The 25,193-nt window shown below is 65.6% G+C and carries 17 protein-coding genes and 2 tRNA genes; 13 read left to right on the forward strand and 6 right to left on the reverse strand.

Features of this window, described 5'->3' with window-relative positions; genetic code table 11:
* Window positions 1-59 precede the first annotated feature (59 nt).
* Window positions 60-8,756 (forward strand): glycoside hydrolase family 94 protein, encoded by an 8,697-nt coding sequence (locus tag GST15_RS03295; RefSeq protein WP_159015832.1) that lies wholly within the window; start codon window positions 60-62, stop codon window positions 8,754-8,756.
* A gap of 137 nt (window positions 8,757-8,893) precedes the next feature.
* On the opposite strand, the gene GST15_RS03300 is transcribed toward GST15_RS03295, so the two are convergent.
* Together GST15_RS03300 and GST15_RS03305 are read right to left on the reverse strand one after the other, a co-directional pair.
* On the reverse strand, window positions 8,894-9,814 hold the full coding sequence (locus tag GST15_RS03300; protein ID WP_159015833.1) for a restriction endonuclease: 921 nt from the start codon (window positions 9,812-9,814) through the stop codon (window positions 8,894-8,896).
* A 123-nt stretch (window positions 9,815-9,937) separates the two neighbouring features.
* Window positions 9,938-10,213 (reverse strand): polyhydroxyalkanoic acid system family protein, encoded by a 276-nt coding sequence (locus GST15_RS03305; RefSeq protein ID WP_159015834.1) that lies wholly within the window; start codon window positions 10,211-10,213, stop codon window positions 9,938-9,940.
* Window positions 10,214-10,394: 181 nt separating this feature from the next.
* Here GST15_RS03305 and GST15_RS03310 point away from each other — a divergent pair, with 181 nt between their 5' ends.
* From GST15_RS03310 to GST15_RS03350, 9 genes are all read left to right on the forward strand, one after another.
* Window positions 10,395-11,147: an FHA domain-containing protein gene (locus tag GST15_RS03310; protein ID WP_425482203.1), complete on the forward strand. Its 753-nt coding sequence runs from the start codon at window positions 10,395-10,397 to the stop codon at window positions 11,145-11,147.
* Between the two features lie 94 nt (window positions 11,148-11,241).
* Entirely contained in the window at window positions 11,242-12,324 is a 1,083-nt protein-coding gene (gene serC / locus GST15_RS03315) for a 3-phosphoserine/phosphohydroxythreonine transaminase (protein WP_159015836.1), read from the forward strand.
* Between the two features lie 44 nt (window positions 12,325-12,368).
* On the forward strand, window positions 12,369-13,682 hold the full coding sequence (gene aroA, locus GST15_RS03320; protein WP_159015837.1) for a 3-phosphoshikimate 1-carboxyvinyltransferase: 1,314 nt from the start codon (window positions 12,369-12,371) through the stop codon (window positions 13,680-13,682).
* Window positions 13,683-13,777: 95 nt separating this feature from the next.
* The gene (gene lolA / locus GST15_RS03325) at window positions 13,778-14,398 is read left to right on the forward strand and encodes an outer membrane lipoprotein periplasmic chaperone LolA (RefSeq protein ID WP_159015838.1); all 621 of its coding nucleotides are present in this window, start codon (window positions 13,778-13,780) and stop codon (window positions 14,396-14,398) included.
* A gap of 164 nt (window positions 14,399-14,562) precedes the next feature.
* Complete coding sequence (locus GST15_RS03330; RefSeq protein WP_159015839.1) at window positions 14,563-15,270, forward strand: hypothetical protein; 708 nt, start codon at window positions 14,563-14,565, stop codon at window positions 15,268-15,270.
* Between the two features lie 153 nt (window positions 15,271-15,423).
* Complete coding sequence (locus GST15_RS03335; RefSeq protein WP_159016428.1) at window positions 15,424-16,701, forward strand: replication-associated recombination protein A; 1,278 nt, start codon at window positions 15,424-15,426, stop codon at window positions 16,699-16,701.
* 82 nt (window positions 16,702-16,783) lie between these two features.
* Complete coding sequence (gene crcB / locus GST15_RS03340; protein ID WP_159015840.1) at window positions 16,784-17,167, forward strand: fluoride efflux transporter CrcB; 384 nt, start codon at window positions 16,784-16,786, stop codon at window positions 17,165-17,167.
* 3 nt (window positions 17,168-17,170) lie between these two features.
* Entirely contained in the window at window positions 17,171-17,494 is a 324-nt protein-coding gene (locus GST15_RS03345; protein ID WP_159015841.1) for a DUF190 domain-containing protein, read from the forward strand.
* Between the two features lie 95 nt (window positions 17,495-17,589).
* On the forward strand, window positions 17,590-18,039 hold the full coding sequence (locus GST15_RS03350; RefSeq protein ID WP_159015842.1) for a hypothetical protein: 450 nt from the start codon (window positions 17,590-17,592) through the stop codon (window positions 18,037-18,039).
* 96 nt (window positions 18,040-18,135) lie between these two features.
* Here GST15_RS03350 and GST15_RS03355 read toward each other — a convergent pair whose 3' ends face one another.
* Entirely contained in the window at window positions 18,136-20,088 is a 1,953-nt protein-coding gene (locus tag GST15_RS03355) for an LTA synthase family protein (RefSeq protein WP_159015843.1), read from the reverse strand.
* A 240-nt stretch (window positions 20,089-20,328) separates the two neighbouring features.
* Between GST15_RS03355 and GST15_RS03360 the strand changes: the two genes are divergently transcribed.
* Both GST15_RS03360 and GST15_RS03365 read left to right on the forward strand, forming a co-directional pair.
* A tRNA-Ala gene (locus tag GST15_RS03360) sits at window positions 20,329-20,404 on the forward strand.
* Between the two features lie 23 nt (window positions 20,405-20,427).
* Window positions 20,428-20,503, forward strand: a tRNA-Glu gene (locus tag GST15_RS03365).
* Between the two features lie 120 nt (window positions 20,504-20,623).
* Here GST15_RS03365 and GST15_RS03370 read toward each other — a convergent pair.
* Window positions 20,624-21,124, reverse strand: a complete 501-nt coding sequence (locus tag GST15_RS03370; protein ID WP_159015844.1) for a DUF1249 domain-containing protein — start codon at window positions 21,122-21,124, stop codon at window positions 20,624-20,626.
* A gap of 119 nt (window positions 21,125-21,243) precedes the next feature.
* Window positions 21,244-22,065 carry a posphoenolpyruvate synthetase regulatory kinase/phosphorylase PpsR gene (gene ppsR, locus GST15_RS03375; protein ID WP_159015845.1) on the reverse strand — a complete coding sequence of 274 codons (822 nt, stop codon included), beginning with the start codon at window positions 22,063-22,065 and terminating at the stop codon, window positions 21,244-21,246.
* A 111-nt stretch (window positions 22,066-22,176) separates the two neighbouring features.
* On the opposite strand from ppsR, the gene ppsA reads away from it, so the two are divergent.
* Entirely contained in the window at window positions 22,177-24,546 is a 2,370-nt protein-coding gene (gene ppsA, locus GST15_RS03380) for a phosphoenolpyruvate synthase (RefSeq protein ID WP_159015846.1), read from the forward strand.
* A gap of 66 nt (window positions 24,547-24,612) precedes the next feature.
* On the opposite strand, the gene orn is transcribed toward ppsA, so the two are convergent.
* Window positions 24,613-25,179 (reverse strand): oligoribonuclease, encoded by a 567-nt coding sequence (orn, locus tag GST15_RS03385; protein ID WP_159015847.1) that lies wholly within the window; start codon window positions 25,177-25,179, stop codon window positions 24,613-24,615.
* Window positions 25,180-25,193 lie beyond the last annotated feature (14 nt).

Genomic DNA, 25,193 nt, shown 5'->3' on the forward strand with positions numbered 1-25,193 from the left:
TTCACGGACGGCGGCCGGTTCGGTGCGATCATGGTCTGATTCATTTGACGGAATCCTAGATGCCAAGTTTTGAGGCGTACGTACGTTCCTGGGTACGCGCTCTGGGATTGCGCGCGCAGGCGCCCGCGAACGAGGCCGATGAAGCGCCCTTGCGCGCGCCACTGCTGACCGCCGAGCAGATGGAGCGCCAGGGCAGGGTGTTGGCCCGGTCGCATGTCGTCAGCACCAGGCCCGCCCCGGATCGGCTTCTTGAACGCCTGAATGACAATCGCCGGGTGCTCGATCGCGCCTGCGCGATGCTCGAAGACGCGGTGCAGGCCAAACGCCACCTGACACCAGCTGGTGAATGGCTGCTCGACAACGTCTACCTGATCGAAGAACAGATCCGGCTGGCCCAGCGGCATTTCCCCAGGGGCTACAGCCGCGAATTGCCACGGCTTACCAGTGGGCCATCCGCGGGCTTTCCCCGTGTGTACGACATCGCCCTCAGCGCCATCTCCCACGGCGATGGCCGGGTGGATGCCGAAAGCCTGGGTCGCTTCGTTGCCGCCTACCAGAGCGTCACGCCGTTGCGGCTGGGCGAATTGTGGGCGATCCCGATCATGCTGCGCCTGGCCCTGATCGAGAACCTCCGGCGGGTCAGTTCGCGGGTGATGGGCCACTTGATCGATCGCAACGTCGCCGAGGCATGGGCCGACCAGCTCACCTCGGTGGCGGAATCGGATCCCAAGAGCCTGGTGCTCGTGCTGGCTGACATGGTGCGTTCGCGGCCGCCCATGTCCAGCTCGTTCGTTGCCGAACTCGCGCGCCGGCTGCAGGGCCAGAGCATGACCCTGGCACTGCCGCTGACCTGGATCGAGCAGTGGCTTGCCGACGCAGGCCACTCGATCGAACAGATGGTCCAGGCCGAAAGCCAGCAACAGGCGTCGAGCCAGGTCTCGATCAGCAACAGCATCGGCAGCATCCGCTTCCTGTCGATGATGGACTGGCGGGATTTCGTCGAGAGCATGAGCACGGTCGAGGCGCGGTTGCGCAGCGATCCAGGCGGGGTCTATGGCCTGATGGATTTCGCCACGCGCGATCGCTACCGCCACCGCGTGGAGCAGATCGCGCGCCGCATGGATCTCGACGAAACCTTCGTCGCCGACTTTGCCGTCCAACTGGCGCAGGCCCGCGCCGAGGCGGTCGGAGCCGGCGACGTGGAGGCGCACGTCGGCTTCTATCTCGTCGACGACGGCGTGGATGCGCTGAAGCACGCGCTGGCGCCAACGCGCCACGCGGCGCGCGCGATCCTGAAGGCTGGCCGCCGATTGCCCCTCGCCGGCTACCTGTTCCCAATGGCGCTGATCGTGGCGGTCTGCACCTACGGCCTGATCGATGGCGCCGTGGATGCGCTGGCTGGCCACAGCGTGCTGTGGGTGGTTGCGGCCTTGTGCGTGGTGGCCTTCAGCGAACTGGGGATCTCGCTCGTCAACTGGGGCGCAACGCTGCTCGCCTTGCCAAGGACCTTGCCACGGCTCGATTTTACGAAGGGAATCCCCGCTGACGCGAAGACAATCGTCGTCGTGCCCACCATGTTCGGCGATGCCGACACCATCAACGCGCTGGTGGAGGCGCTCGAGGTGCGTTTCCTCGCCAATCGCGATGCCAACCTGCATTTCGCGCTGCTTACCGACTTCTTCGACTCGGCGTCGGAGTCGTTGCCGCAGGACCCGGGCCTTCTCGATCACGCCCAGGCCGAGATCAATGCGCTCAACGCACGCCATGCCTCCGCAAGGGGCGATGTGTTCTTCCTGTTCCATCGGCCGCGAGAGTGGAACCCCCGCGAACGCGCGTGGATGGGCCACGAGCGCAAGCGTGGAAAACTGGCCGCGCTCAATGCGCTGCTCAGGGGCGGCAGGCCCGATGCATTCCTCCGGATCGCGGGCGATCTGTCGGTCCTGGGCGACATCCGTTATGTCATCACGCTCGATACCGACACGCAGCTGCCGCGCGATGCGGCGCGGGCGCTGGTCGGTACTCTCGCGCACCCGCTGAACCGGGCCCAGTTCGACGGACGGCGCAACGTCGTGAGCCGTGGGTACGGCATCCTGCAACCGGGGGTTGGCGTCAGCATGAGCGGCCAGCGTCGCTCCTGGTATGCGCGCCTGTTCAGTGGCGAGCCCGGTATCGATCCGTATACGCGCGCCGTTTCGGATGTCTACCAGGACCTGTTCGGCGAAGGCTCGTTCGTCGGCAAGGGCATCTATGACATCGACGCATTCGAGCGCGCACTCGAGGGGCGGTTCCCCGACAACTCCATCCTGAGCCACGACCTGCTGGAAGGGTGCTACGCACGCGCCGGCCTGGTGAGCGACGTGCAGCTCAACGAGGACTATCCGGCGCGTTACGGCCTGGACGTCAAGCGGCGACAGCGCTGGATCCGGGGCGACTGGCAGTTACTGCCGTGGCTCCTGCCCGTCGTGCCGATGCGCCACGGGCGCCGTGAGCGCAATCCCCTTTCGTGGCTGTCACGCGGGAAGGTGCTGGACAATTTGCGGCGAAGTCTCGTTCCGGCTGCCATGACCACCTTGCTGGTGCTCGGATGGGTCATGGGGCCGCGACCGCTTGCATGGACGACCTGGGTCCTGGCGATCCTGTTCGTGCCGCCGCTGCTGGCTTCGCTGCGGGATGTATTCAACAAGCCAGCCGACATTCCGCTGGGTACGCATCTTGCCCAGTTGCGGGTCTCGATCGCCCGACAGTTCTCGCGCGCACCGATCACGCTTGCCTGCATGCCGTACGAGGCGTTCTTCAGCCTGCAGGCGATCTCCACGAGCCTGTGGCGAATGGTGGTGACACGGCGCCATCTGCTGCAGTGGAGCCCGTCCAGCGAGGTCGAGCGCACGACCGGCGCGGGATTGGCGGGCGTCGTGCGCAGCATGTGGTCTGCACCCGCCGTCGCCGTTGCTGTCGGCATCCTGCTGCTGCGGCTCAATCCCGCCGCCTTGCCGGTCGCGGGCCTGGTCCTGGTGTCATGGGCATTTTCGCCACTGCTCATGTGGGCACTCGGTCGCCCGCGCGCGCGCAAGCGGGTGGCATTGTCGGAGACGAAGCGGCAATTCCTGCGGCGGCTGGCGCGTCGCACATGGGCGTTCTTCGAGGAATATGTCGACGAGGGCAACCACTGGTTGCCGCCCGACAACGTCCAGGAACACCCGTCACTGATCGTCGCGCGGCGCACCTCGCCGACCAACGTCGGCCTTGCCTTGCTGGCCAACCTGTCCGCGTACGACTTCGGCTACCTCGCGGCCGGGGAGGCGGCGACACGCACAGCCAACACGCTGCGCACGCTGTCCGGGCTGGCGCGTTTCAACGGCCACTTCTTCAACTGGTACGACACCGAAAGCCTGCAGCCGTTGCTTCCGCGGTACGTGTCCACGGTGGACAGCGGAAATCTCTGCGGCCACCTGCTCACGCTACGCCAGGGCTTGCTGGAGCTGATCGACCAGCCAGTGCTGCCACGAGCAACCTTTGGTGGCCTGCGCGACACGCTCGACGTGCTCGCGGAGATGCACGACGCGCCGGAGGTGTTGCAGCCCCTGCGCCAGGCGCTGGACGCCGCCATCGCGCATCCGGCTGCCTCGTTGGTCGGCGCGTTGTCGCAACTCGTGGCGATCCGCACGCATGCGGAGGAGCTGGAGCAGTCGCTGTCGGCGGCAACCGAGGAGGCGCGTCATTGGGCTGCGTCGCTGCGCCGGCAGAGTCATGCGTTCATCGACGACATCGCGTCCATCGCGCCCTGGTGCCAGGCCGGTGCCGAGGATCCATGGCCATCGATGGCAGGCGTGCCGACGCTGCGCGACATCGCCGAACCGGCGTCCTCGCTGTGGACTGCCAGTCCGCTGACGGACGCGCAGCGCGGTGCCGCCATCGCGGCTGCAAGCGCGCGTATCGCGGAACTAGAACGACTGGCCACGTTGGCCGCATCCTTCGCCCAGGTGGACCTGCAGTTCCTTTACGACCATTCGCGTCATTTGCTGTCGATCGGCTACAACGTCGACGACCGCCGCCTGGATGCCGGCTTCTACGACCTGCTGGCCTCCGAGGCGCGTCTGTGCAGTTTCGTCGCGATCGCCCAGGGGCAGTTGCCGCAGGAGTCATGGTTCGCGCTGGGCCGGCTGCTGACCGAGGTCGATGGCGAACCAACCTTGCTGTCGTGGTCCGGATCCATGTTCGAGTACCTGATGCCGCAGCTGGTCATGCCCAGCTACGAGGGGACGCTGCTCGACCAGACGGCCAGGACCTCGGTCGAGCGCCAGATCGAATACGGCAACCAGCGCGATGTGCCGTGGGGCATCTCGGAATCGGGCTACAACACCGTCGATGCGCGGATGAACTACCAGTACCGCGCCTTTGGCGTGCCGGGCCTCGGGCTGCAGCGCGGATTGGCGCAGGACCTGGTCATCGCACCCTATGCCAGCATGCTGGCGCTGATGGTGGCTCCGCAGCGCGCCTGCGACAACCTGCAACGCCTCACGACCGCTGGTTTCAGCGGACGTTTCGGCCTGTATGAAGCCATCGATTACACGCCGGCGCGGTTGCCGCGCGGCCAGCGATCGACGGTGGTCCGGTCGTTCATGGCGCATCACCAGGGAATGGGCCTGCTGTCGATCGACTACCTGCTGCACGACCAGCCGATGCAGCGACGCTTTGTCGCGGATCCCGAATTCCAGGCAACGCTGCTGCTGCTGCAGGAGCGCGTGCCGCGCACGGGTACGTTCCATCCGCATGCCGCCGAGGTTTCCGGCGCAGCGGTGGCCAGCGAAGTCCACGAAACCCGCCTGCGTGTGTTTCGTTCGGCTGGCGGCGCGCGTCCGGCCGTGCAGATGTTGTCCAACGGTCGCTACCACACGATGCTGACCAGCGCCGGCGGCGGCTACAGCCGCTTGCGCGACATGGCCGTCACCCGTTGGCGCGAGGACGGAACGCGCGATTGCTGGGGCAATTTCTGCTACCTGCGCGACGTCGCCAGCGGCGACTTCTGGTCCACGTCGCACCAGCCGGCCTGCGTGGTGGTCGACGGTTACGAAGCCATTTTCTCCGATGCCAAGGTCGAGTTCCGCGGCCACAGGCGCGACTTCGAGATGCACACCGAAATCGCGGTATCGGCCGAGGACGACATCGAGCTGCGGCGCCTGCGCGTCAGCAATCGCAGCCGGGTCGCGCGGACGATCGAGATCACCACCTATGGTGAAGTCGTGCTGGCACCGGCGATTTCGGACGAGCTGCACCCGGCCTTCAGCAACCTGTTCGTGCAGACGGAGATCGTCAAGGCGAAGCAGGCCATCGTCTGTACCCGGCGGGCGCGGGCGCACGACGAGGTGCAGCCATGGATGTTCCACCAGGTCGCGGTGCATGACGCAGGCGCGCACGCCGTGTCCTACGAGACGGATCGCGCCAGGTTCATCGGGCGTGGGCAAACGCTCGCCAGCCCCGATGCGATGCTCGCGACGCAGGCACTGTCCGGCTCGCAGGGCTCGGTGCTCGATCCGGTCGTCTCCGTGCGCTGCCGGATCACGCTGGCGCCGGACCAGAGCGCGATCGTGGACATGGTGACCGGCACGTGCGGGTCGCGCGGCGAGTGCGACCAGATGATCGACAAGTATCGCGATCGACGCATGGCGGACCGCGTGTTCGACCTGGCCTGGACGCACAGCCAGGTCGTCCGGCGCCAGATCAATGCATCGCAGGGCGACGCACAACTGTACGAGCGACTGGCTGGACTGGTGGTGTTCGCAAACGCAGCCATGCGCGCGGATGCCTCGATCCTGCTGCAGAACCGGCGTGGGCAGTCGGGATTGTGGGGGCAGGCGATTTCGGGCGACCTGCCGATCGTCCTGTTGAAGATCGCCGACGTCGCCAACATCGACCTCGTCCGGCAGATGGTGCAGGCGCACGCGTACTGGCGGCTCAAGGGCCTGGCGGTGGACCTGGTGATCTGGAACGAGGACCAGGCCGGTTACCGCCAGCAATTGCAGGACCAGATCATGGGCCTGATCGCCGCGGGCGTCGAAGCCAACCTCATCGACCGTCCCGGAGGCATTTTCGTGCGTCCCGCACAGCAGATTTCCCACGAGGACCGGGTGCTCATGCAGACGGTGGCGCGGGTGATCGTCAGCGACGCACAGGGCAAGCTTGTCGACCAGGTGGGACGGCGGATCGTCCTTCCACCCGAGATCCCGTTGCTGGTGCCAGTGGCCACGACATCGGACGGCGAGCCGGAGGCCGTGCAGCCAGGAGAGGTGGACGATGCGTCCGGGCAGGATCCCTGGCCGTTCGAGGCGAGGGATGAGTCATTGCTGTTCGACAACGGCAGCGGAGGTTTTTCGCGCGACGGACGCGAATACCAGGTGCGGATCGCCGCCGGCGACATGACCCCGGCGCCCTGGTCGAACGTGCTGGCGAATGAGAATTTCGGGTGCGTGCTCAGCGAAAGCGCATGCGGTTACACGTGGGGCGAGAACGCGCATGAGTTCCGGCTCACGCCCTGGCCCAACGACCCGATCACCGACACCTGCGGCGAGGCGATCTACCTGCGGGACGAGGAGTCGGGACGGGTCTGGTCGCCCAGTCCGCTGCCAATGCGCGGCGAGGGCGATTACTGCACGCGGCATGGCTTCGGCTACAGCGTGTACGAGCATGTCGAGGCTGGCATCTCGAGTGAACTATGGGTCTACGTGGCGCTTGCGGACTCGGTCAAGTTCTCGGTCCTCAAGCTCTCCAACAGGTCCGGTCGCCCGCGGCGCATTTCCGCCACCGGTTATGTCGAATGGGTGCTGGGTGACCTGCGTGCCAAGACGCAGATGCACGTGGTGACCGGTTTCGATGCCGCCACCGGATTGCTCACGGCGCGCAATTCGTACAACACGGAATTCGAGGGCAGGGTCGGCTTCCTGGATGCGGATGCCGATACGCCGCTGACCGGCTCTCGCACGGTCACCGGCGACCGGGATGAATTCCTCGGCCGCAACGGCAGCATGCACGCGCCGGCAGCGATGCTGCGCGAGCGCTTGTCGGGGAAGGTCGGTGCCGGCCTGGACCCTTGCGCCGCCATCCAGTTGCCCGTGACGTTGCAACCCGGCGAGTCGACGGAGATCGTGTTCCGGCTCGGCATGGGAGCCGACCTGGGCGACGCGGCACGGGTTGCCGCGAAGCACCGTGGCGTCGCCGCGGCCCACGACGCGCTGGATGCGGTGCGCATCCACTGGTTGCGCACACTGGGTGCCGTGCAGATCGAGACACCCGAGCCCAGCGTCGACGTGCTCGCCAATGGGTGGCTACTGTACCAGACCATTGCATGCAGGTACCTGGCACGCAGTGGTTATTACCAGTCCGGTGGCGCCTTCGGGTTCCGTGACCAGCTCCAGGACACCATGGCGATGGTGCATGCGCATCCCGAGCGGTTGCGCGAGCACCTGCTGCTCAGTGCCGCACACCAGTTCCCGCAGGGCGATGTCCAGCATTGGTGGCATCCGCCGGCGGATCGCGGTGTGCGGACGCAGTGTTCCGACGATTACCTGTGGTTGCCAACGGCCGCCTGCCGCTATCTCGAGACAACGCAGGATGCGACGGTCCTCGACGAGGTCGTCCCCTACATCGAAGGACGCCCGCTCAATCCGGACGAGGAGTCCTATTACGACCTCCCGACGCGTTCGGGGCAGCGCGAAACCCTGTACCAGCATTGCGTGCGCAGCCTGGACCGCGGCCTGTCATTGCTCGGGCAGCGCGGACTGCCGCTCATCGGCAGTGGTGACTGGAACGACGGCATGAATCGCGTCGGCGCCGCCGGGCGGGGCGAAAGCGTCTGGCTGGGATTCTTCCTGTTCGACGGGTTGACGCGCTTCAGCGCAGTGGCGCGCGATCGTGGCGATGCGGCATTCGCCGATCGCTGCAGTGCCGCAGCCGCGCAGCTTCGCCTGAACCTGGAAGAGCACGCGTGGGATGGTGAGTGGTACCGGCGGGCGTGGTTCGACGACGGCGCGCCGCTCGGCTCCAAGGCAAGCGTCGAGTGCAGGATCGATTCGATCGCGCAGAGTTGGTCGGTCCTGTCGGGTGCCGGGGAACCTGCACGCGCACGGCAGGCGATGGCATCGCTCGACGAGCACCTCGTCAGCCGCGAAGCGGGGTTGATCCGGTTGCTCGACCCGCCATTCGACAAATCCGGAGAGGATCCGGGCTATATCCGTGGTTACGTCCCGGGCGTTCGCGAGAACGGCGGGCAGTACACCCATGCGGCGGTCTGGGCCACGATGGCATTCGCCGAACTGGGCGATCGGCAGCGTGCGTGGGAACTGTTCCGCATGATCAATCCGGTCAACCACGCACTGGATGCTGCTGCCGTTGCCGTCTACAAGGTGGAACCCTACGTCGCCGCTGCCGATGTCTATGCAGTGGCGCCGCACGTGGGGCGCGGCGGGTGGACCTGGTACACGGGATCGGCCGGCTGGATGTACCGGTTGATCATCGAATCCCTGCTGGGACTGCACCTGGAAGGCGCGTCCCTGCGGCTTGCGCCATGCATTCCTGCCGGATGGCCCGGCTTCACCGTCCGCTATCGCTACCGCAATTCCGTCTACCGGATCCGCGTCACGCAAGGCGCCGACGAGGAGCGACGCCTGTCCGTTGACGGCGTCGACCAGGACGACTTCTCGATTGCATTGCGTGATGACAACGTGGCGCACGACGTCGATGTGCGCTTGCCTGCAATGGCCTGATCGCGTCGCCCGTCAGCCACTGGATGCGCGTCCGGCCGCATGGGACGGAGCAATGGCGATCGGCTTTTCCGGCAGCACCGGTGGGGCGGTCAGGCTTGGCCGCCCGCGCTTGCGCGGCTGTCGAATCGATATTCCGGTCAATACGGCCGGCACTGCACGAAGCGCACCGGCCGCGTGCTGCCGGCTGGCGGCTGCAGTTGCAGGCGCGTCGCCGCCAGTTCGTCGTATCGCACGAGTTCCGGGCAGATCTCCAGCATGGGATCGAACTGCCCGTCGGCCAGGTACACAAGCAGTGTCGACTGCGTCTGCCACAAGGCGCGATCGACGCCGGGGAGGCTGGAAATCGCACCGGCCACGCTGGCTCGTCGAGCCTCCAGTTGCGCCGGATCCGAGGGTGTCGACGCCGTCATGCCAGGCGGTGCGACAGCCGGCGGCCTGGGCGGGCTTGTGCGGACGGTGGCCTGCGGGACGGCAGTGGTGACATCGGGCTGTGTCGAATCAGGGCGCTCGGAGCGGCCGAATGCGATCAGCAATCCGGCAATCGCCAGGGCGCCCCAGGCGAGCATGACATTGCGTCGCACGCCCGCCTTCGATGGCGCGGAAATGCTGGCCCGCTGCTCGGCGGGCAGGAGCGGGCGCAGTTCTGGCCACAGGGTCGGGCCGTCGAGCAGTTCGATGCGCTGGGCCCTGGCGAGTGGTCGCGCCTCGGCGGCGAACTTGCCAGGCGTGACGAGCAGCCCGCCGGCGGCACCGCGCATGCGGATGGCGCTGGCGAATTCGGCGATGGCCGTCGATCCCAGCACGTAGGCCGCGCCATGCTTGGACGACAGCAGGTAGCGCTGCCCATCCCGCTCGAGCACATAGTCGCCGTTTTCTCCGCCCGAGTTCGATTCGAAAACGCGCTCGTAACCGCGGCGGATGAGCGCATCGAGGACGAGTTGGATGAAGTCGCGCCAGCGCATGGCGGCCAGCGCCGCGACACCGGCAGCGGTCTCCTCGCGAGGCAGCCGGACGCGTTGCAGGTACAAGGTGAAAGCAATCCCGGTCAACAGGAGCATCGCGATCGGTATCAGCCAGCCTGCCCATCCACCCAAGTGCATTCTCCAAGCGAAAAATCGGGAGGAAAGGATAGTCGAATCGTTTGCCGCGCATCCCGGTCGCGCGGGCCCTCCGACATCCGGTCAACCGAGGCGTTCAGCCAGGACCCGTCGCATTTCCTGCTCGATCGGCCCTTTCATCGCGGTGAACAGAAGCCCCAGCTTGGCGGTGACCAGCAGTTGCCCCGGTTGCAGGGCGATGTGTCCGTCCACGCCGGTGCGCTTGAAGTGGAGCACGTCGCCTTCCCAGCGGTGCTCCAGTCCGAAGCGCTGGCCAAGCTTCACGGCGAAGTCCTCCACGGCCTGGCGTGCCTGTGCTGGCGGGAGGGAGTGGGGATGGCGGATCTCGATGGTCGACATGGGCTGTTCCTGCATTGCGACGCCGGGCGGCGGGCCCGTGCATTGTGCGTTCGCCGCCCGCACGCTCCAAGCACGTCGTGCCGGGGCCTCCGTGGGACGCTGCTCTTCTGCTAGATTGGCCGGCGTGGATGAATTCAAGCTGCGCTTTCCTGGCACCGACGTCGCCGATCTCCCGCTGGGAATGGGCCAGCATGGCATTGGCCGCATCGGCGAAGGGCACCACGCCTTTGGCCGGGTCGCCGATGCCAGCGATGCCAGCGTCCTGTTTTCGGTCGACCGCCGTGGCGTCTGGCTGAGCATTGCCGACCAGACCCAGGGCGTACACGTCAACGGCCGCCCGGTGCAGAGAATCGCCATGCTGCGCATCGGCGACTCGGTGTACGTCGATGGCGTCGAGATCATGCTGGTGACGAGCCAGCCGGTCCCGGAAATCCCATCAGCGTTGTCCGATGCGCCGGCCGAGTCCGTTGCCGACCCCCGCGTTGTCCTTCGCGGGGTGGGTGGCCGGTATCACGGCCGCAGCTTCACCCTTGAGCAGCCGCGGCTGGTCGGACGCAGCGCCGATGCCGACGTGCGCATTGACGATCCCGCATTCGCCGAGCGCCATGCCCGCATCGAACTGCTGGGCGACATCATCGTGCTGCGCGACCTTGGCTCGGCCGAGGGCAGCGTCGTCAATGGCGTGATCGTGCGCGATGCAACGCTCATGCCCGGCGACCAGGTGATGTTCGATGCACACCATCGCTTCATCATCGAGGCGCCGGCACGCACGCTCGCCACCGCCCCGGTTCCGATCGAGGCCGACGACGGGGACGCGAGCCAACCGGCGCCGGCCGCCGGCTGGTCGATTCGCCGCCTGCCGTGGCTGTTGCTGGCAGCGCTGTTGATCGCGGCCGCCCTGAGCGCGCTGCTGCTGTTCGGCGTCTCCAGCTGATCAACTTCAACAGGTTCCTGTCCACGCCAGGCTCGGCGGTGTTGCACTGCGGCATACTAGGCGCTTGGCCAACCACGGCCTCCAGGAGTGCTCCATGCGCGCTTACAACTTCAGCGCCGGCCCGGCGACCCTTCCCGAGCCTGTCCTGCGCCAGGCGCAGGATGAGATGCTCGAATGGCGCCACGCGGGCGCCTCGATCGTCGAGCTGAGCCATCGCGGCCCGGAGTTCATGGAGGTCGCGGCCGAAGCGGAAGCCGACCTGCGCAGCCTGATGTCGATCCCGGCTGATTACGCCGTGCTGTTCCTCGGCGGAGGTGCCACCACGCAGCAGGCACTGCTCGCGTTGAATTTTGCATCCCCCGGGCAGGCGGCCGACTACGTCCTGACAGGTCATTGGGGCAAGACCGCGATCAAACAGGTCAAGCCCTATGTCGCGGCGAACGTGGTCGCCAGCAGCGAGGCAGAGGGCTTTCGCAACATCCCGGCACGCGGCAGCTGGCAGCTGACGCCTGGCGCGGCCTACGTCCATGTCACCGCCAACGAGACGATCCACGGCGTGGAGTTCCCCGACATTCCCGACACTGGCGACGTGCCGCTGTTCGCGGACTTCAGTTCCAGCATCGCCTCCGAGCCGCTGGATGTTTCCAGGTTCGGCGTGATCTATGCCGGCGCCCAGAAGAATCTCGGGCCGGTCGGGATCACGGTGGTGATCGTGCGCCGCGACCTGCTCGAACGGGCAGGGCAGCCGCGCGCCGACATCCTCGATTACCGGGCGCACGTCAAGGGCGAATCGATGCTCAATACGCCCCCGACCTGGAACTGGTACATGCTGGGCCTGACGGTGAAATGGATGCTCGCGGAGGGCGGCGTCACCGAGTTCGCGCATCGCAATGCCCGCAAGTCGCGGATGCTCTACAGCCGGATCGACGAGTCGGGCGGTTTCTATCGCAACGAAGTCGATCCCGCCGTGCGTTCGCGCATGAATGTGCCGTTCTTCCTGCACGACACCGCCCTCGACAAGCCCTTCCTGCAGGAAGCCGCCGCTGCGGGCCTGATCTCGCTCAAGGGCCATCGGGCCCTCGGTGGCATGCGTGCCTCGATCTACAACGCCATGCCCGAGGCAGGCGTCGAGGCGCTGAGTGGATTCATGCACGATTTCCAGCGTCGCCACGGCTGATCGCCGGAGGCGACGCGCGTGCACCTGCGGGATGTCGCAGCCACATGAGTAACCACCAGGTGCCGGGCTGGATTTCCGCGCGTGGCCGTTCCCTGCACGGATCCCTGGTCGTGCCGGGCGACAAGTCGATTTCGCACCGCGCCATCATGCTGGCGGCGATCGCCGATGGTGTCTCGCGCATCGACGGATTCCTGGAAGGTGCCGACACCCTCGCGACGGCTGCCGCATTCGCCGCGATGGGGGTGCGCATCGAGGCGCCGGACTCCGCGGTGAGAATTGTCCACGGTGTCGGTGTCGACGGATTGCAGCGGCCGGTGGCCGAACTGGAGTGCGGCAACGCCGGTACCGCCATGCGGCTGCTCACCGGCCTGCTGGCAGGACAGTCGTTCGATGCGACCCTGGTCGGCGACGCGTCGTTGTCCCGGCGGCCCATGCAACGGGTCATCGATCCGCTGCGTGCCATGGGCGCACGCATCCAGTCCGATCACGGTTTGCCACCCTTGCGCATCACCGGCGGCGCTTCGCTGGAGGCGATCGATTACGTGCTTCCGGTCGCCAGCGCGCAGGTCAAATCGGCCCTGCTGCTCGCAGGGCTGTACGCCAACGGCGAGACGCGCATCCGCGAGCCGCAGCCGACGCGCGACTACAGCGAGCGGATGTTGCAGGCATTTGGTGCGCAGCTCGACTTTGCCCCGGGCCACGCGCAGTTGCGCGGGCGGCAACGCCTGCGGGCGACGAACGTATCCGTGCCGGCCGATTTTTCCTCGGCCGCATTTTTCATCGTCGCGGCAACGCTGGTGCCGGGCTCGGACATCCGTCTCGAGCGCGTGGGTATCAATCCGCGCCGGACGGGTTTGCTCGCGGTGCTGCGCTTGATGGGGGCCGATATCCGCGTGGAGAACACTATCGTGCCCGGTGGCGAAGCCGTCGCGGACCTGGTGGTGCGTCATGCGCCATTGCGCGGCATCGACGTGCCAGCCGTGCATGTCGCCGACATGATCGATGAATTCCCGGTTTTGTTCGTCGCCGCTGCGTGCGCCACTGGGCAGACGCGCATCACCGGCGCATCCGAATTGCGGGTCAAGGAATCCGACCGCATCGCGACCATGTCGGCAGGCCTGCGCGCGCTCGGAATCCGCGTGGACGAATCCGACGATGGTGCGACGATCCACGGAGGCCGCCTGCGCGGCGGCACCGTGGACAGCCATGGCGATCACCGCGTGGCCATGGCCTTCGCCGTTGCTGGCCAATGCGCGGACGACGGCGTTCAAATTGGCGATGTCGCCAATGTCGCGACGTCGTTTCCCGGATTCGAAGCCCTGGCGATGCGGGCGGGATTCTCGCTGCAGCCCGCCTGATCGTTCATCCGCGCTTTTGCCAGGCGGCCACTTGTCGAAAGCGCATTCAGCTGGCTGCCCGCAGACTGCCGGCGAACGTTGCACAGGAGACCACCATGCGTTTGCTTCGATTCGCCGGCCTTGCGCTGGCATTGCTCAGCACCAGCGCCTTTGCCGGCGCCCGCGACGACCTGTCCGCCTTCACCAAGGGGCTCAAGGGGCTGGATGGTCAGTTCACGCAGCAGGTGCTCGATGCCAACGGCAAGCTCAAGGAATCCTCGAGTGGCCGGGTAGCACTGTCGGCACCGCGCCTGTTTCGATGGGAATACACCAAGCCCTATGCGCAGTTGATCATCGCGGACGGCAAGCGCGTGTGGGTGTACGACCCGGACCTGCAGCAGGCGACCCGCCGACCGCAGGGCACCGAGGAACAGAACAGCCCGTTGGCCGCACTGATCAATCCCTCGCGACTCGACAGTCAGTACGTTATCAGCGAAGCCGGCAAGCAGGACGGCCTTGATTGGCTGACGCTGGTTCCGAAGTCCGCCACGCAGAATGGCTTTGCGTCCGCGCGGCTCGGCTTTGACGGCGAGGGCCTGGCGAAGATGCAGGTCGTCGATTCGCTTGGGCAGAAGACCACGATCGCCTTCCACGGATGGAAGCGGAACCCGGTGTTTTCCGGCGATACGTTCCGCTTCGTCCCGGGCAAGGGCGTCGATGTGGTCGGCGAGGGATAGAACACCCTGCGCCATCCCTGGCCGGCCCGCATCGTGTTCCGGCCAAGGCGCTTTCCCCGGCATTCAGCTTCGACGCGCCATCTCACGGCGCATGCACGAAGGCATCTCCAATGTTGAGCCATCGAAGGCATGCAGCCTTCCGCGGCGCTGAAGGAGAGGCAGGCATGGGTCGACCGATTCTCACCATCGCTTTGTTGGCTGGCACTGGCCTGCTCGGCAGCGTGGTGTCGGCATCACCGCCGCCGGCGGTTGTTGGCACGGCGCTGCAGGCGGCACCGCAGTCCCGCGCGGAAGGCAACCAGGCAGTGGACGACGCTACCGCAGCGGCCCTGATCGGGGCAATTTCCGGCCAGTTCGCCGAGCGCAACGTCGCCGTCAAACTGGACGCGGTCGACGTCGAACCGGCTGGCATCGTCCAGCGGGAAATCACCGGGCGAGGTCGCCTGCTCATCGGCAAGGACGCCGAATGGATTCCCTTCCATTTCACGGCGCTCTACGACACCGAGCAAGCCAGTGTCGGCCATCCCGACCTGACGCTCGGCGGTGCCGAGCCCGGCCAGGCAGTCCCGGTGACCTCATCGCTGGCGCGGGCGCTCAGCTCGCAGGTCGACCAGCGCCTGCATTCCGAGTTCGGTTCGCAGCCGTCGCAATTCGCCGTCGACTCCATCCAGTCGGTGCCTGCGGGTGGACGGTACGTCCGCATCGATGCGATCGGTACGGCCGACTTCGGGCCTGATGGAAACACCAGCGCCGGCGTCCATGCCCTGTACGACCCGCGAACGCAGCAATGGCTCCGCCTGACGTACGAACTGGGCGCAACAGCCAATCGCGCGGGCAGCGCCCCCGCTGTAAAGGCCGTCGCGAGCCGCTGAGCATTCGTGCCCTGGGGGTGAGCTTGCTATCGTGCCCGGACTTTCCCCGACAGTGCGATCCAAGTGCCGCGGCGCAACCCGACTCCTCCTGCAGGCAATGAGCCCGATCTGCTGAGCGCCGATCACGACGCGCTGCGTCCGCTCGCCGAGCGCATGCGGCCGCGGACGCTGGACGAGATGGTCGGGCAGCGGCGATTGCTGTCCCCGGGCTCCGCGTTGCGTCGCGCCGTCGAGTCGGGCCACGTCCATTCGATGATCCTCTGGGGCCCGCCGGGCTGCGGCAAGACAACGCTGGCCCTTCTGCTGGCGAAGTATTGCGATGCCGAGTTCCGCGCCATCTCCGCCGTGTTGTCCGGCCTTCCGGAAGTGCGGCAGGTGCTTGCCGCAGCCGGGCACCGGTTCGCGGATGGCAGGCGCACGGTGTTGTTCGTCGACGAGGTGCATCGGTTCAACAAGGCCCAGCAGGACGCCTTCCTCCCGCACATCGAACGCGGGACGATCCTGTTCGTCGGCGCCACTACCGAGAATCCGTCGTTTGAATTGAACTCGGCACTGCTCTCGCGCTGCCGTGTCCACGTGATGGACGCCGTGTCGGTCGACGACATCACCCTCGCATTGCAGCAGGCCCTCGCCGATCCGGAACGCGGTCTCGGCGATCGTGGCCTGTCGATCAGCGAGCCGGCCTTGCGTGAAATCGCCGGCGCCGCCGACGGAGACGTTCGCCGCGGCCTGACGCTGCTCGAGATCGCGGCCGAGCTGGCGGAGGGCGAGGGCGGCAGCATCAGCGAGGCGACGCTGGCCCAGGTGCTGGCCGACCGCACCCGTCGCTTCGACAAGGGCGGCGACCAGTTCTACGACCAGATCTCCGCGCTGCACAAATCGATGCGCAGTTCCAACCCGGATGCCGCGCTGTACTGGTTCGCGCGCATGCTCGATGGCGGTGTGGATCCCAATTACCTTGCGCGGCGACTGACGCGCATGGCCGTCGAGGACGTCGGGCTGGCCGATCCACGGGCGCTGCAGATGGCGATCGATGCATGGGAGACCTACGACCGGCTCGGGAGCCCGGAAGGCGACCTCGCGCTCGCACAGCTGGTCATCTATCTGTCCAGTACCGCCAAGTCCAATGCCGCGTACATGGCATTCAACGCGGCGAGGAACGATGTTCGCGAGTACGGCACGCAGGACGTCCCGATGCACATCCGCAACGCGCCGACGACATTGATGAAGCAACTCGGTTACGGCAAGGGCTATCGTTACGACCACGATGCCGACGGCGGGATTGCCCTGGAGCAGACCGGGTTTCCGGACGCGATGGGCGAGCGCGTGTACTACGAGCCGGTCGCGCGCGGCCTGGAAATCAAGCTCAAGGAAAAACTCGACGCGCTGCGCGCCGCCCGTCGGCAAGCCCGGGATGGCGAGCAAGATTGAGATTGGCCGGTCCTTGCGGTAGCCGTGCACGGGGCAGGGCGGCCCTGTACAGGAACCGTCGGGCGATGTGATCATCGCCCGCATGAACCTTGCGGCCGTTCTTGCAGTGGGTATTGGCGCCGCATTCGGCGCATGGGCCCGCTGGGGCCTGGGGCTGCTGCTCAATGCCGTTCTGCCGCAATTGCCGTTGGGCACCCTCGCGGCAAACCTGATCGGCGGTTACCTCATTGGCCTGGCGCTGGCCTGGTTCGCGCTCAATGAAGGCGTGCCTCCGGAAGCGCGCCTGCTGGTGGTCACCGGGTTCCTGGGTGGATTGACGACATTCTCGACGTTCTCCGCGGAGGCCGTCGGCCTGCTGTCACGCCAGCAATATGCGTGGGCAGCCACGCACATCGGCGCGCACCTGGTCGGATCGTTGTCGGCCACGACCCTTGGATTCATCACCTTGCGGCTGCTGAAGGGGTAGGGCATGCAGGACTGTGTGTATCTGAAGTTCTTCGTGGTCGAGAGCCAGCGCCACTCCGGACAATTGCTGTACCAGTGGTTGTTGCGCGAGGCCAGTTCGATGGGCTTGCCCGGAGGTTCCGCATTCCGCGCCGTCGCCGGATTCGGTCGCCATCACGTGCTGCATGAGGCGCGCTTCTACGAACTCGCCGGAGAGCTGCCGATGGAGATCGTGTTCGTGGTGGACCGGGACAACGCCGAGCGCCTCATCGCACAAGTCGCAGCCGCGGGCCTGTCGCTGTTTTATTACATGATGCCCGCCCAGTCCGGAACCACCGGCGGGAGCTGAGCGGCAGGGCTTGTGGGATTTCAGCTACACGTTGCCGGGGATGCACCGGTGCAGCCGTCGTGGGTAACGTGGGCACTCCAAGGATGGAGACCAGCATGAGAAGGATCACGCTCGCCGTCGCGCTGTGCCTGGCTGGCACCGCGCACTGCCAGACGTTGTACCGATGCGTCCACGGCGGCATCGACAGCTACCAGCAATCTCCCTGTCCGCCATCGTCGAGGACGGTCAGCGCCACCGAGGTGGCTCCCGAGGCGCCCCCGACAGATGTCGAACGCCGACGGCGGCTCGACAAGGCCGAACAGGACCGCGCCGAATCAGCCTTCCTGTCGCATCAGGCGGGAACGGACCAGGCGAGCGTCAGCCGTCGGTCCGCCAGCCACCGTTTGCCGCGTCGCCAGACGTCCGGTCGTTCCCGCGACGGCGACAGCTGCGAGGCAGCCAGGATCGCCAGCAATGCTGCCAGGAAGGCCTTGGGCCTCGGGCGGACGTACAACGACTTGCAGCGACTGGACGAGAGCGTGCGGGCGGCCTGTAGCCGTGGCTGAGCCCGGGCCTGGGTCCGCGAAGGCGTTAGCTCGCCACCTTCATGGTCAATCCAACACTTCGCATAATGCCTATTATGTAAGGAAGCGCATTGGACGTCAGGGCGAAGCGACGGCCCCGGCCGCCGTTCCCCTGCTGCCGGCCTGCATCAGCCCATGCTGGAACCGGTAACTCGCCGTCTGGTAGTAGCGCACGGCCTCGTTGACCAGCGTCGGGTCGGGCTTGACCGGCGGCTGCGCCCGGTCGGAATCGAACGCCGGGATGACTTCCTCCACGGAGCGCTTGGGACCGAGTTCAACCAGGCGATCCTGCTTCAGGTAGCCAAGCTTCTGGTAGTTGCCAATGAAAGCGCGCTCCCGGCCGGCCTCGAGCGTGAACAGGTCCTGGCCGTAGAACTGGCTGTCGTAACTGAATCCGAGAAGCCCGAGCAGGGTCGGCGGTATGTCGATCTGGCTCATCATCCGGTCGACGCGGGCTGGCTCGATGCGGCCGGGCGCATAGATCCACAAGGGAATGTGGTACCGGAACGTCGGCAATGCAGCGATGCCGCCGCTGGACGCGCAATGGTCGGCCGAGATCACGAAAACGGTATCGGCGAACCACGGTTTGCTGCGGGCCCGCCGCAGCAGGTCACCGATCGCCCAGTCGGTGTAGGCCACCGCACTATCGCGCCGGCCCTGCGGCATCCGCACCCGTCCCTTCGGGAACGTGTACGGACGATGGTTCGACGTCGTCATGATGTGGGCGAAGAACGGTTTGCCACTGGCGTGCACCCGGTCGAATTCCCCCAGCGCCATCGTGTAGAGGTCTTCGTCCGCGACGCCCCATATGTTCGCGGCGTGGATCGTGTCCTTGGGAATATCGGCGCGATCCTTCACCACGTAACCGTTATGGGAAAAGAAATCATTCATGTTGTCGAAGGCGCCGTAGCCTCCGTACAGGAATTCCGAAACGTAGCCCCGGGCATTGAAGACGCTGGCAAGGCTGAAGAGATTCTCGTTGTGCGGCCGTTTGACGATGGATTCGCCGGGCGTTGGCGGCACCGAGAGCGACAAGGCTTCCAGGCCGCGCACGGTTCGCGTGCCGGTGGCATACAGGTTGCCAAACACCAGGCTGCCTGCGGTCAGCTTGTCGAGCTCGGGGGTCAGGTTCTTCGTGCTGCCGTATGTGCGTGAATATTCCGCGGAAAGGCTCTCCACGCTGATCAGGACGACGTTCAACCTGCGCATCGGCCGATGGGCCGAAATCCTCCGCGTGATATCCAGCGGATCGTTGCTGACGAAGGTCGCGTCCGGCGTCTTCAGCAGCGGCCGCAATCCCGCGAACGCATCCCGCGTTGGTTCGCTCAGGTAGAAACGGCCGTAATCCAGCCCAGCGCTTCGATAGGCGGCAAAGAACTGATAGATGCCGTTTCCGGCAAGCTCGTTGACGTACTCATTCCGGGATTGATCCTTCCAGTCGGCGCTGACCAGCCAGGTCCCGAGCACGCTGATCGCAAGCCAGCTCAGCGTCACCAGGCTGCGGCCGGCAAAGCGGACATCGTCGCCCTGCCCCGGCAGCACCCAGCGCCGTCCGAGCCAGTAGGTGGCGGTCGTCAGGGCGAACAGCCCGGCCAGGATCGCTGGTACCGGATACGACTCGCGGATGTTGCCGATGACTTCGGTGGTGTAGACGAGATAGTCGACCGCAATGAAGTTGAAGCGCGTCTGGAATTCCTCCCAGAAGGTCCATTCCGAAGCCGCGACGAAAAACAGGATCGCCAGCAATACCCACATCGTGGCCATGAGCAGCCAGCGTGCGGGGCGTCCATTGAACCAACGATGCGGCAGCGCCCACAGCAACAGGACCAGCGGCCAGGCGAAATAGACGAACGTCAACATGTCGAAGCCCAGGCCGATGGCGAAGACATCGAGCCAGTACCGGGGATTGGCCGGGACGCCGCTTCCTGCCGCCCCGAGCAGGACGATGCGTGTGAGCGTCGAGATGGCAAGGAACATTGCCAGCAGCCATGCGAGCGGACGGTAACGCGTGGACATCGGGCGCAACTGCATCGGAAACGGAATCCTTTGGAGCGTGGGTATCGGTGGCAGCGGCGCGTACGTCAATGACGTCACAGTCAAGTGGAACAAAACGCATCGCGCGCAAGGGTCGCCATCCTAGCGTTCCGGCACGATTTCACCATGGAGCCAGGCACGTTTCCGGACTCGCGCCGTGGCGCGGCGATCAGGGATGCGCCGGAAGCCTTGCGCTACCGCTGGTCGGCCGCTAGACTTTCCGACTTTCCAGCGCGTGGGGCCATAGCTCAGCTGGGAGAGCGCTACAATGGCATTGTAGAGGTCGCCGGTTCGATCCCGGCTGGCTCCACCAATCGATATGCTGGCACGTGACACGTCCCCATCGTCTAGAGGCCCAGGACATTACCCTTTCACGGTAGCGACAGGGGTTCGAATCCCCTTGGGGACGCCATCTTCAAGACAGTTTCTGGCCCGCTTCGGCGGGCTTTTTTTTGCGCGTCCGGCTCGCCGGCGATGGCGTGCGGTCACCGCGCATGCAGACGCATCGCATTTGCTACGGGCGGTGCGGTGCTCAGCGCACGTTCTTGAGCTCCGCGACCTCCAGCGATGCGTCCGCGGGCGCCAGCGTGGCGACGCCGTGGCCGCCCTCCCCCAGGTACAGCAGCCACTTCCCAAGGAATGTGTTCATCCGCATCCGGTGATCGATCAGTCGCGCGGGCGGCGGGTACATGCCGATGACATCCTGCCAGCGTCGTCCGACGTAACAGTGCGTCGCCTCGACCTGGCGCGCATCGTGGTACACGCGCAGGAATGCGGACGGATCCGGCTCGCCCGTCCTCGGGTCCTGCATGGCATAGGTCATGCGCAACTCCGTCGTGTACGGGTGCTGCTGCATGACGTCGATGCGCAGGTCCAGTCCATCCCCGATGGACGACACATAAACTCCCGGAGCCAGGTGGTCCGGGTGGAACAGCCGGGTGAGACGGCCGAAGTTTTCCGCATACAACCCCATCAACCACCCAAAGCGGCTCAGCCTGGGAATGCGGGTGATGCGGGTGACGAGCTGGGTCATGGCTCGATCCTACACGCCGGAAACGCGAAGGTGGAGGCATTGACCGACGTGCCGTCACAGGCCTAACGTGAGCGGTCCACGGGGTTCCGGATTTTGGCGCCCGTTCAGCGAGCGTCGCGCTAGTACATCTCGCGGTTGATCCCCAGTTCCTCCAGCACGCGACTCGAAATCTCCTCGATCGACGCATGGGTCGTGCTCAGCATCGGGATACCCTCGCCGCGCAACAGCGCTTCCGCTGCAGCCACTTCGTGCTTGCAGGTCTCGATGCGCGAATAGCGTGAATTGGGACGGCGTTCCTGCCGGATCTGCTGCAGGCGGAACGGCTCGATCGTCAGGCCGAACAGCTTGGATCGATATGGTCGCAACTTGGCCGGCAACCGGTCGGAATCGAGGTCTTCCTCGGTCAATGGATAGTTCGCGGCGCGCACGCCGTGATGCAGGGCCAGGTACACGCAGGTCGGTGTCTTGCCTGCGCGCGACACGCCGATCAGGATCACTTCGGCTTCGCTGTAATCCATGCTGACGCCGTCATCGTGGGTCAATGCGTAGTTCATCGCGTTGATGCGCCGGTGATAGCTTTCGAAGTCGACGAGTCCGTGTGCCTGGCCGACGCGCGACTGCCTTTGCGTGCCAAGCTCCCTTTCCAGCGGCTCGATGAAGGGCGCGAACACGTCCAGCATCAAGGCCCCGCTGCCGGCGAGCAGGGAATTGAGTTCCGGGTCGATGCTCGAATTCACGACGATCGGACGCGTGCCGTGCTCCTCTCCCGTACGACGGATCTTCGCCGCGGCTTCGATGGCCTTGTCGGCAGTGTCGACGAACGGGATCCGGTCGGTGACGAATCGCGTCCCGGCGAACTGGGTCAGCAGGCTGTGGCCAATGGTTTCGGCGGTGATGCCGGTACCGTCGGAAACGTAGAAAACCGGGCGTGTGACGACCATGAAAGACGACTCCGTCGATGCGGCAAGCGCCGCGGCAGGCTGGGTTGCTAAAATAAGCGTTTGGGCCGAAGCCTGCCCGCCCTCCCCCACCGAACATCCGGAGTGACCGCTTTGAGCGCCAATATCCTGTGGCTGCAAGACCTGCGACTGTCCGATCTGGCACAGGTGGGCGGCAAGAATTCCTCGCTGGGTGAAATGATCGGCGAGTTGGCCGGCCTCGGCGTCTCGGTCCCCGGGGGATTCGCCACTACTGCCGACGCCTTCCGGGCCTTCATCGCCCACAATGATCTCGAGCATCGAATCTTCGATCGACTGGCGCCGCTGGATGTCGAGGACGTCCCCGCACTGAGTGCGGCTGGCGCGGAAATCCGCCGCTGGGTGATCGAGTCGCCGCTGCAGCCCGATCTTGAGCGCGACCTCGAAACCGCCTACCGCCGGCTGTGCGACGAGAACGGAGGCGAGATCGCCGTTGCCGTGCGTTCCTCGGCGACTGCGGAGGACCTGCCGGATGCGTCATTCGCCGGCCAGCAGGAAACCTATCTCAATGTCACCGGCGCCGCCGACGTGGCATTGAAGGTCAGGGAGGTGTTCGCCAGCCTCTACAACGATCGTGCGATCGCCTACCGGGTCCATCACGGCTTCAAGCACGAGGACGTCTTCCTGTCGGCCGGCGTGCAGCTGATGGTGCGCTCCGATATCGGCGCCTCGGGCGTGTTGTTCACCCTGGATACCGAGTCGGGCTTCCGCGATGTGGTGTTCATCACCTCCAGCTACGGCCTTGGCGAGAACGTGGTCCAGGGCGCGGTCAATCCGGACGAGTTCTACGTCTACAAGCCGACGCTGCGCCTTGGAAAACCCGCCATTTTGCGTCGATCACTTGGGACCAAGCAGATCCGCATGGTGTATTCGGACCAGGCTGGCGAGCGCGTGCGCAACGAGGCGACGCCGCCGGAGTTGTGCAGCCGTTTCTCCATCTCCGACGAAGATGTGCACGAACTGGCGCGACAGGCGCTGGTGATCGAGCAGCACTACGATCGCCCGATGGATATCGAATGGGCGAAGGACGGTGTCACCGGGAAATTGTTCATCGTGCAGGCGCGCCCGGAAACGGTGAAGTCGCGCGGCCACGCGACGCAGATCGAGCGCTATACGCTGCTCGAGCGCGGCAAGGTCATTGCAGAGGGTCGCGCGATCGGCCAGAAGATCGGCAGCGGTGTCGCACGCGTGGTGCGCAAGCTGAGCGACATGAACCATGTGCAGCCCGGCGACGTGCTCGTTGCCGACATGACCGATCCCGACTGGGAACCGGTCATGAAGCGCGCGTCGGCCATTGTCACCAACCGTGGCGGGCGTACCTGCCATGCCGCGATCATCGCGCGCGAACTGGGCGTGCCGGCAGTGGTCGGGACCGGCGATGCGCTGGACCGGATCGTCGACGGCAGCCTGGTCACGATCAGCTGCGCGGAGGGCGACACGGGTTTCATCTTCGAAGGCGCCCTGCCCTTCGACCGCACCACGACCGACCTGGGCAACATGCCGCCCGCCCCGCTCAAGATCATGATGAATGTCGCCAATCCGGATCGCGCCTTCGACTTCGGCATGCTGCCCAACGCCGGCATCGGCCTGGCGCGACTGGAAATGATCATCGCCAGCCACATCGGCGTGCATCCCAAGGCCCTGCTCGAATATGCGCAACAGGATGCGGCGACGAAAAAGAAAATCGACGAGCGCATGGCGGGTTATTCCACGCCAGTCGATTTCTACGTCGACAGGCTCGCCGAAGGCATCGCGACGATCACCGCATCGGTCGCGCCGAACCCGGTCATCGTCCGCCTGTCGGACTTCAAGACCAACGAATACGCCAACCTGATCGGTGGCAGTCGCTACGAGCCGCACGAAGAAAACCCGATGATCGGCTTCCGCGGCGCCAGCCGTTACGTCGACCCGTCGTTCAAGGACGCCTTCGCGCTGGAATGCCGCGCCGTGCGCAAGGTGCGCAACGAGATGGGGCTCGACAACCTGTGGGTGATGATCCCCTTCGTGCGCACCCTTGGCGAAGGCCGCAAGGTGCTCGACGTGCTGGCGGAGAACGGCCTTCAGAAGGGCATGGATGGACTCAAGGTCATCATGATGTGCGAAGTCCCGTCCAATGCATTGCTGGCCGACGAATTCCTGGAATTGTTCGACGGTTTCTCGATCGGCTCCAACGACCTGACGCAACTGACCCTGGGCCTGGACCGCGATTCGGCGATCGTCGCGAGCCTCTTCGACGAGCGCGATCCGGCCGTCAAGAAGATGCTCTCGATGGCGATCAGCGCCGCGCGCGCCAAGGGCAAATACATCGGCATCTGCGGCCAGGGGCCCTCGGACCATCCCGACCTGGCCGAGTGGCTGATGGAGCAAGGCATCGAATCGATGTCGCTCAACCCCGACACCGTCGTCGACACATGGTTGCAGCTGGCCAAGTCCAAGGCGCGGTAAGCGGTCAACGCCGGCCCGCGATATCGCGGGCCGGCAGTTCACGGACTTCCGATCAGGGCCTGCCGATCAGGGAATGCCGACGAGCGCGGCCAGGTTCTTGCGGTAGTAGCGCAACTCATCGATCGAATCGCGGACATCGCTCAATGCGGTGTGCGCGGATTCCTTGCGCATGCCCGCCAGTACCTGCGGGGCCCAGCGTCGCGCCAGTTCCTTCAGCGTGCTGACATCCAGGTTGCGGTAGTGGAAGTGCTGCTCGAGTTTCGGCATCAGCCGATGCAGGAAGCGGCGGTCCTGGCAGATCGAATTGCCGCACATCGGCGACGCATTCGCCGGCACCCATTCCTGCAGGAACGACAGCGTGCGAGCTTCGGCGTCCGCCATGCCGACGCCCTCCTCCAGCACGCGGTGCCAGAGGCCGGACTTCATGTGCTGCTTCCGGTTCCAGTCGTCCATCGACTCGAGCGTGGACAGCGACTGCGCGATCGACAACTCGGGACCGGTCGCGAGGATGTTGAGCTGCGAATCGGTGACGATCGTGGCGATCTCGAGGATCGAATCCTGGTCCGTGTCGAGCCCGGTCATCTCCAGGTCGATCCAGATCAGTCGTCCTTCTGTTTCAGGGTTGGCTGCCATGCGCTTGGACTAGT

Source organism: Cognatiluteimonas profundi (genome assembly GCF_009792795.1).
Classification (GTDB): Bacteria; Pseudomonadota; Gammaproteobacteria; order Xanthomonadales; family Xanthomonadaceae; genus Cognatiluteimonas; species Cognatiluteimonas profundi.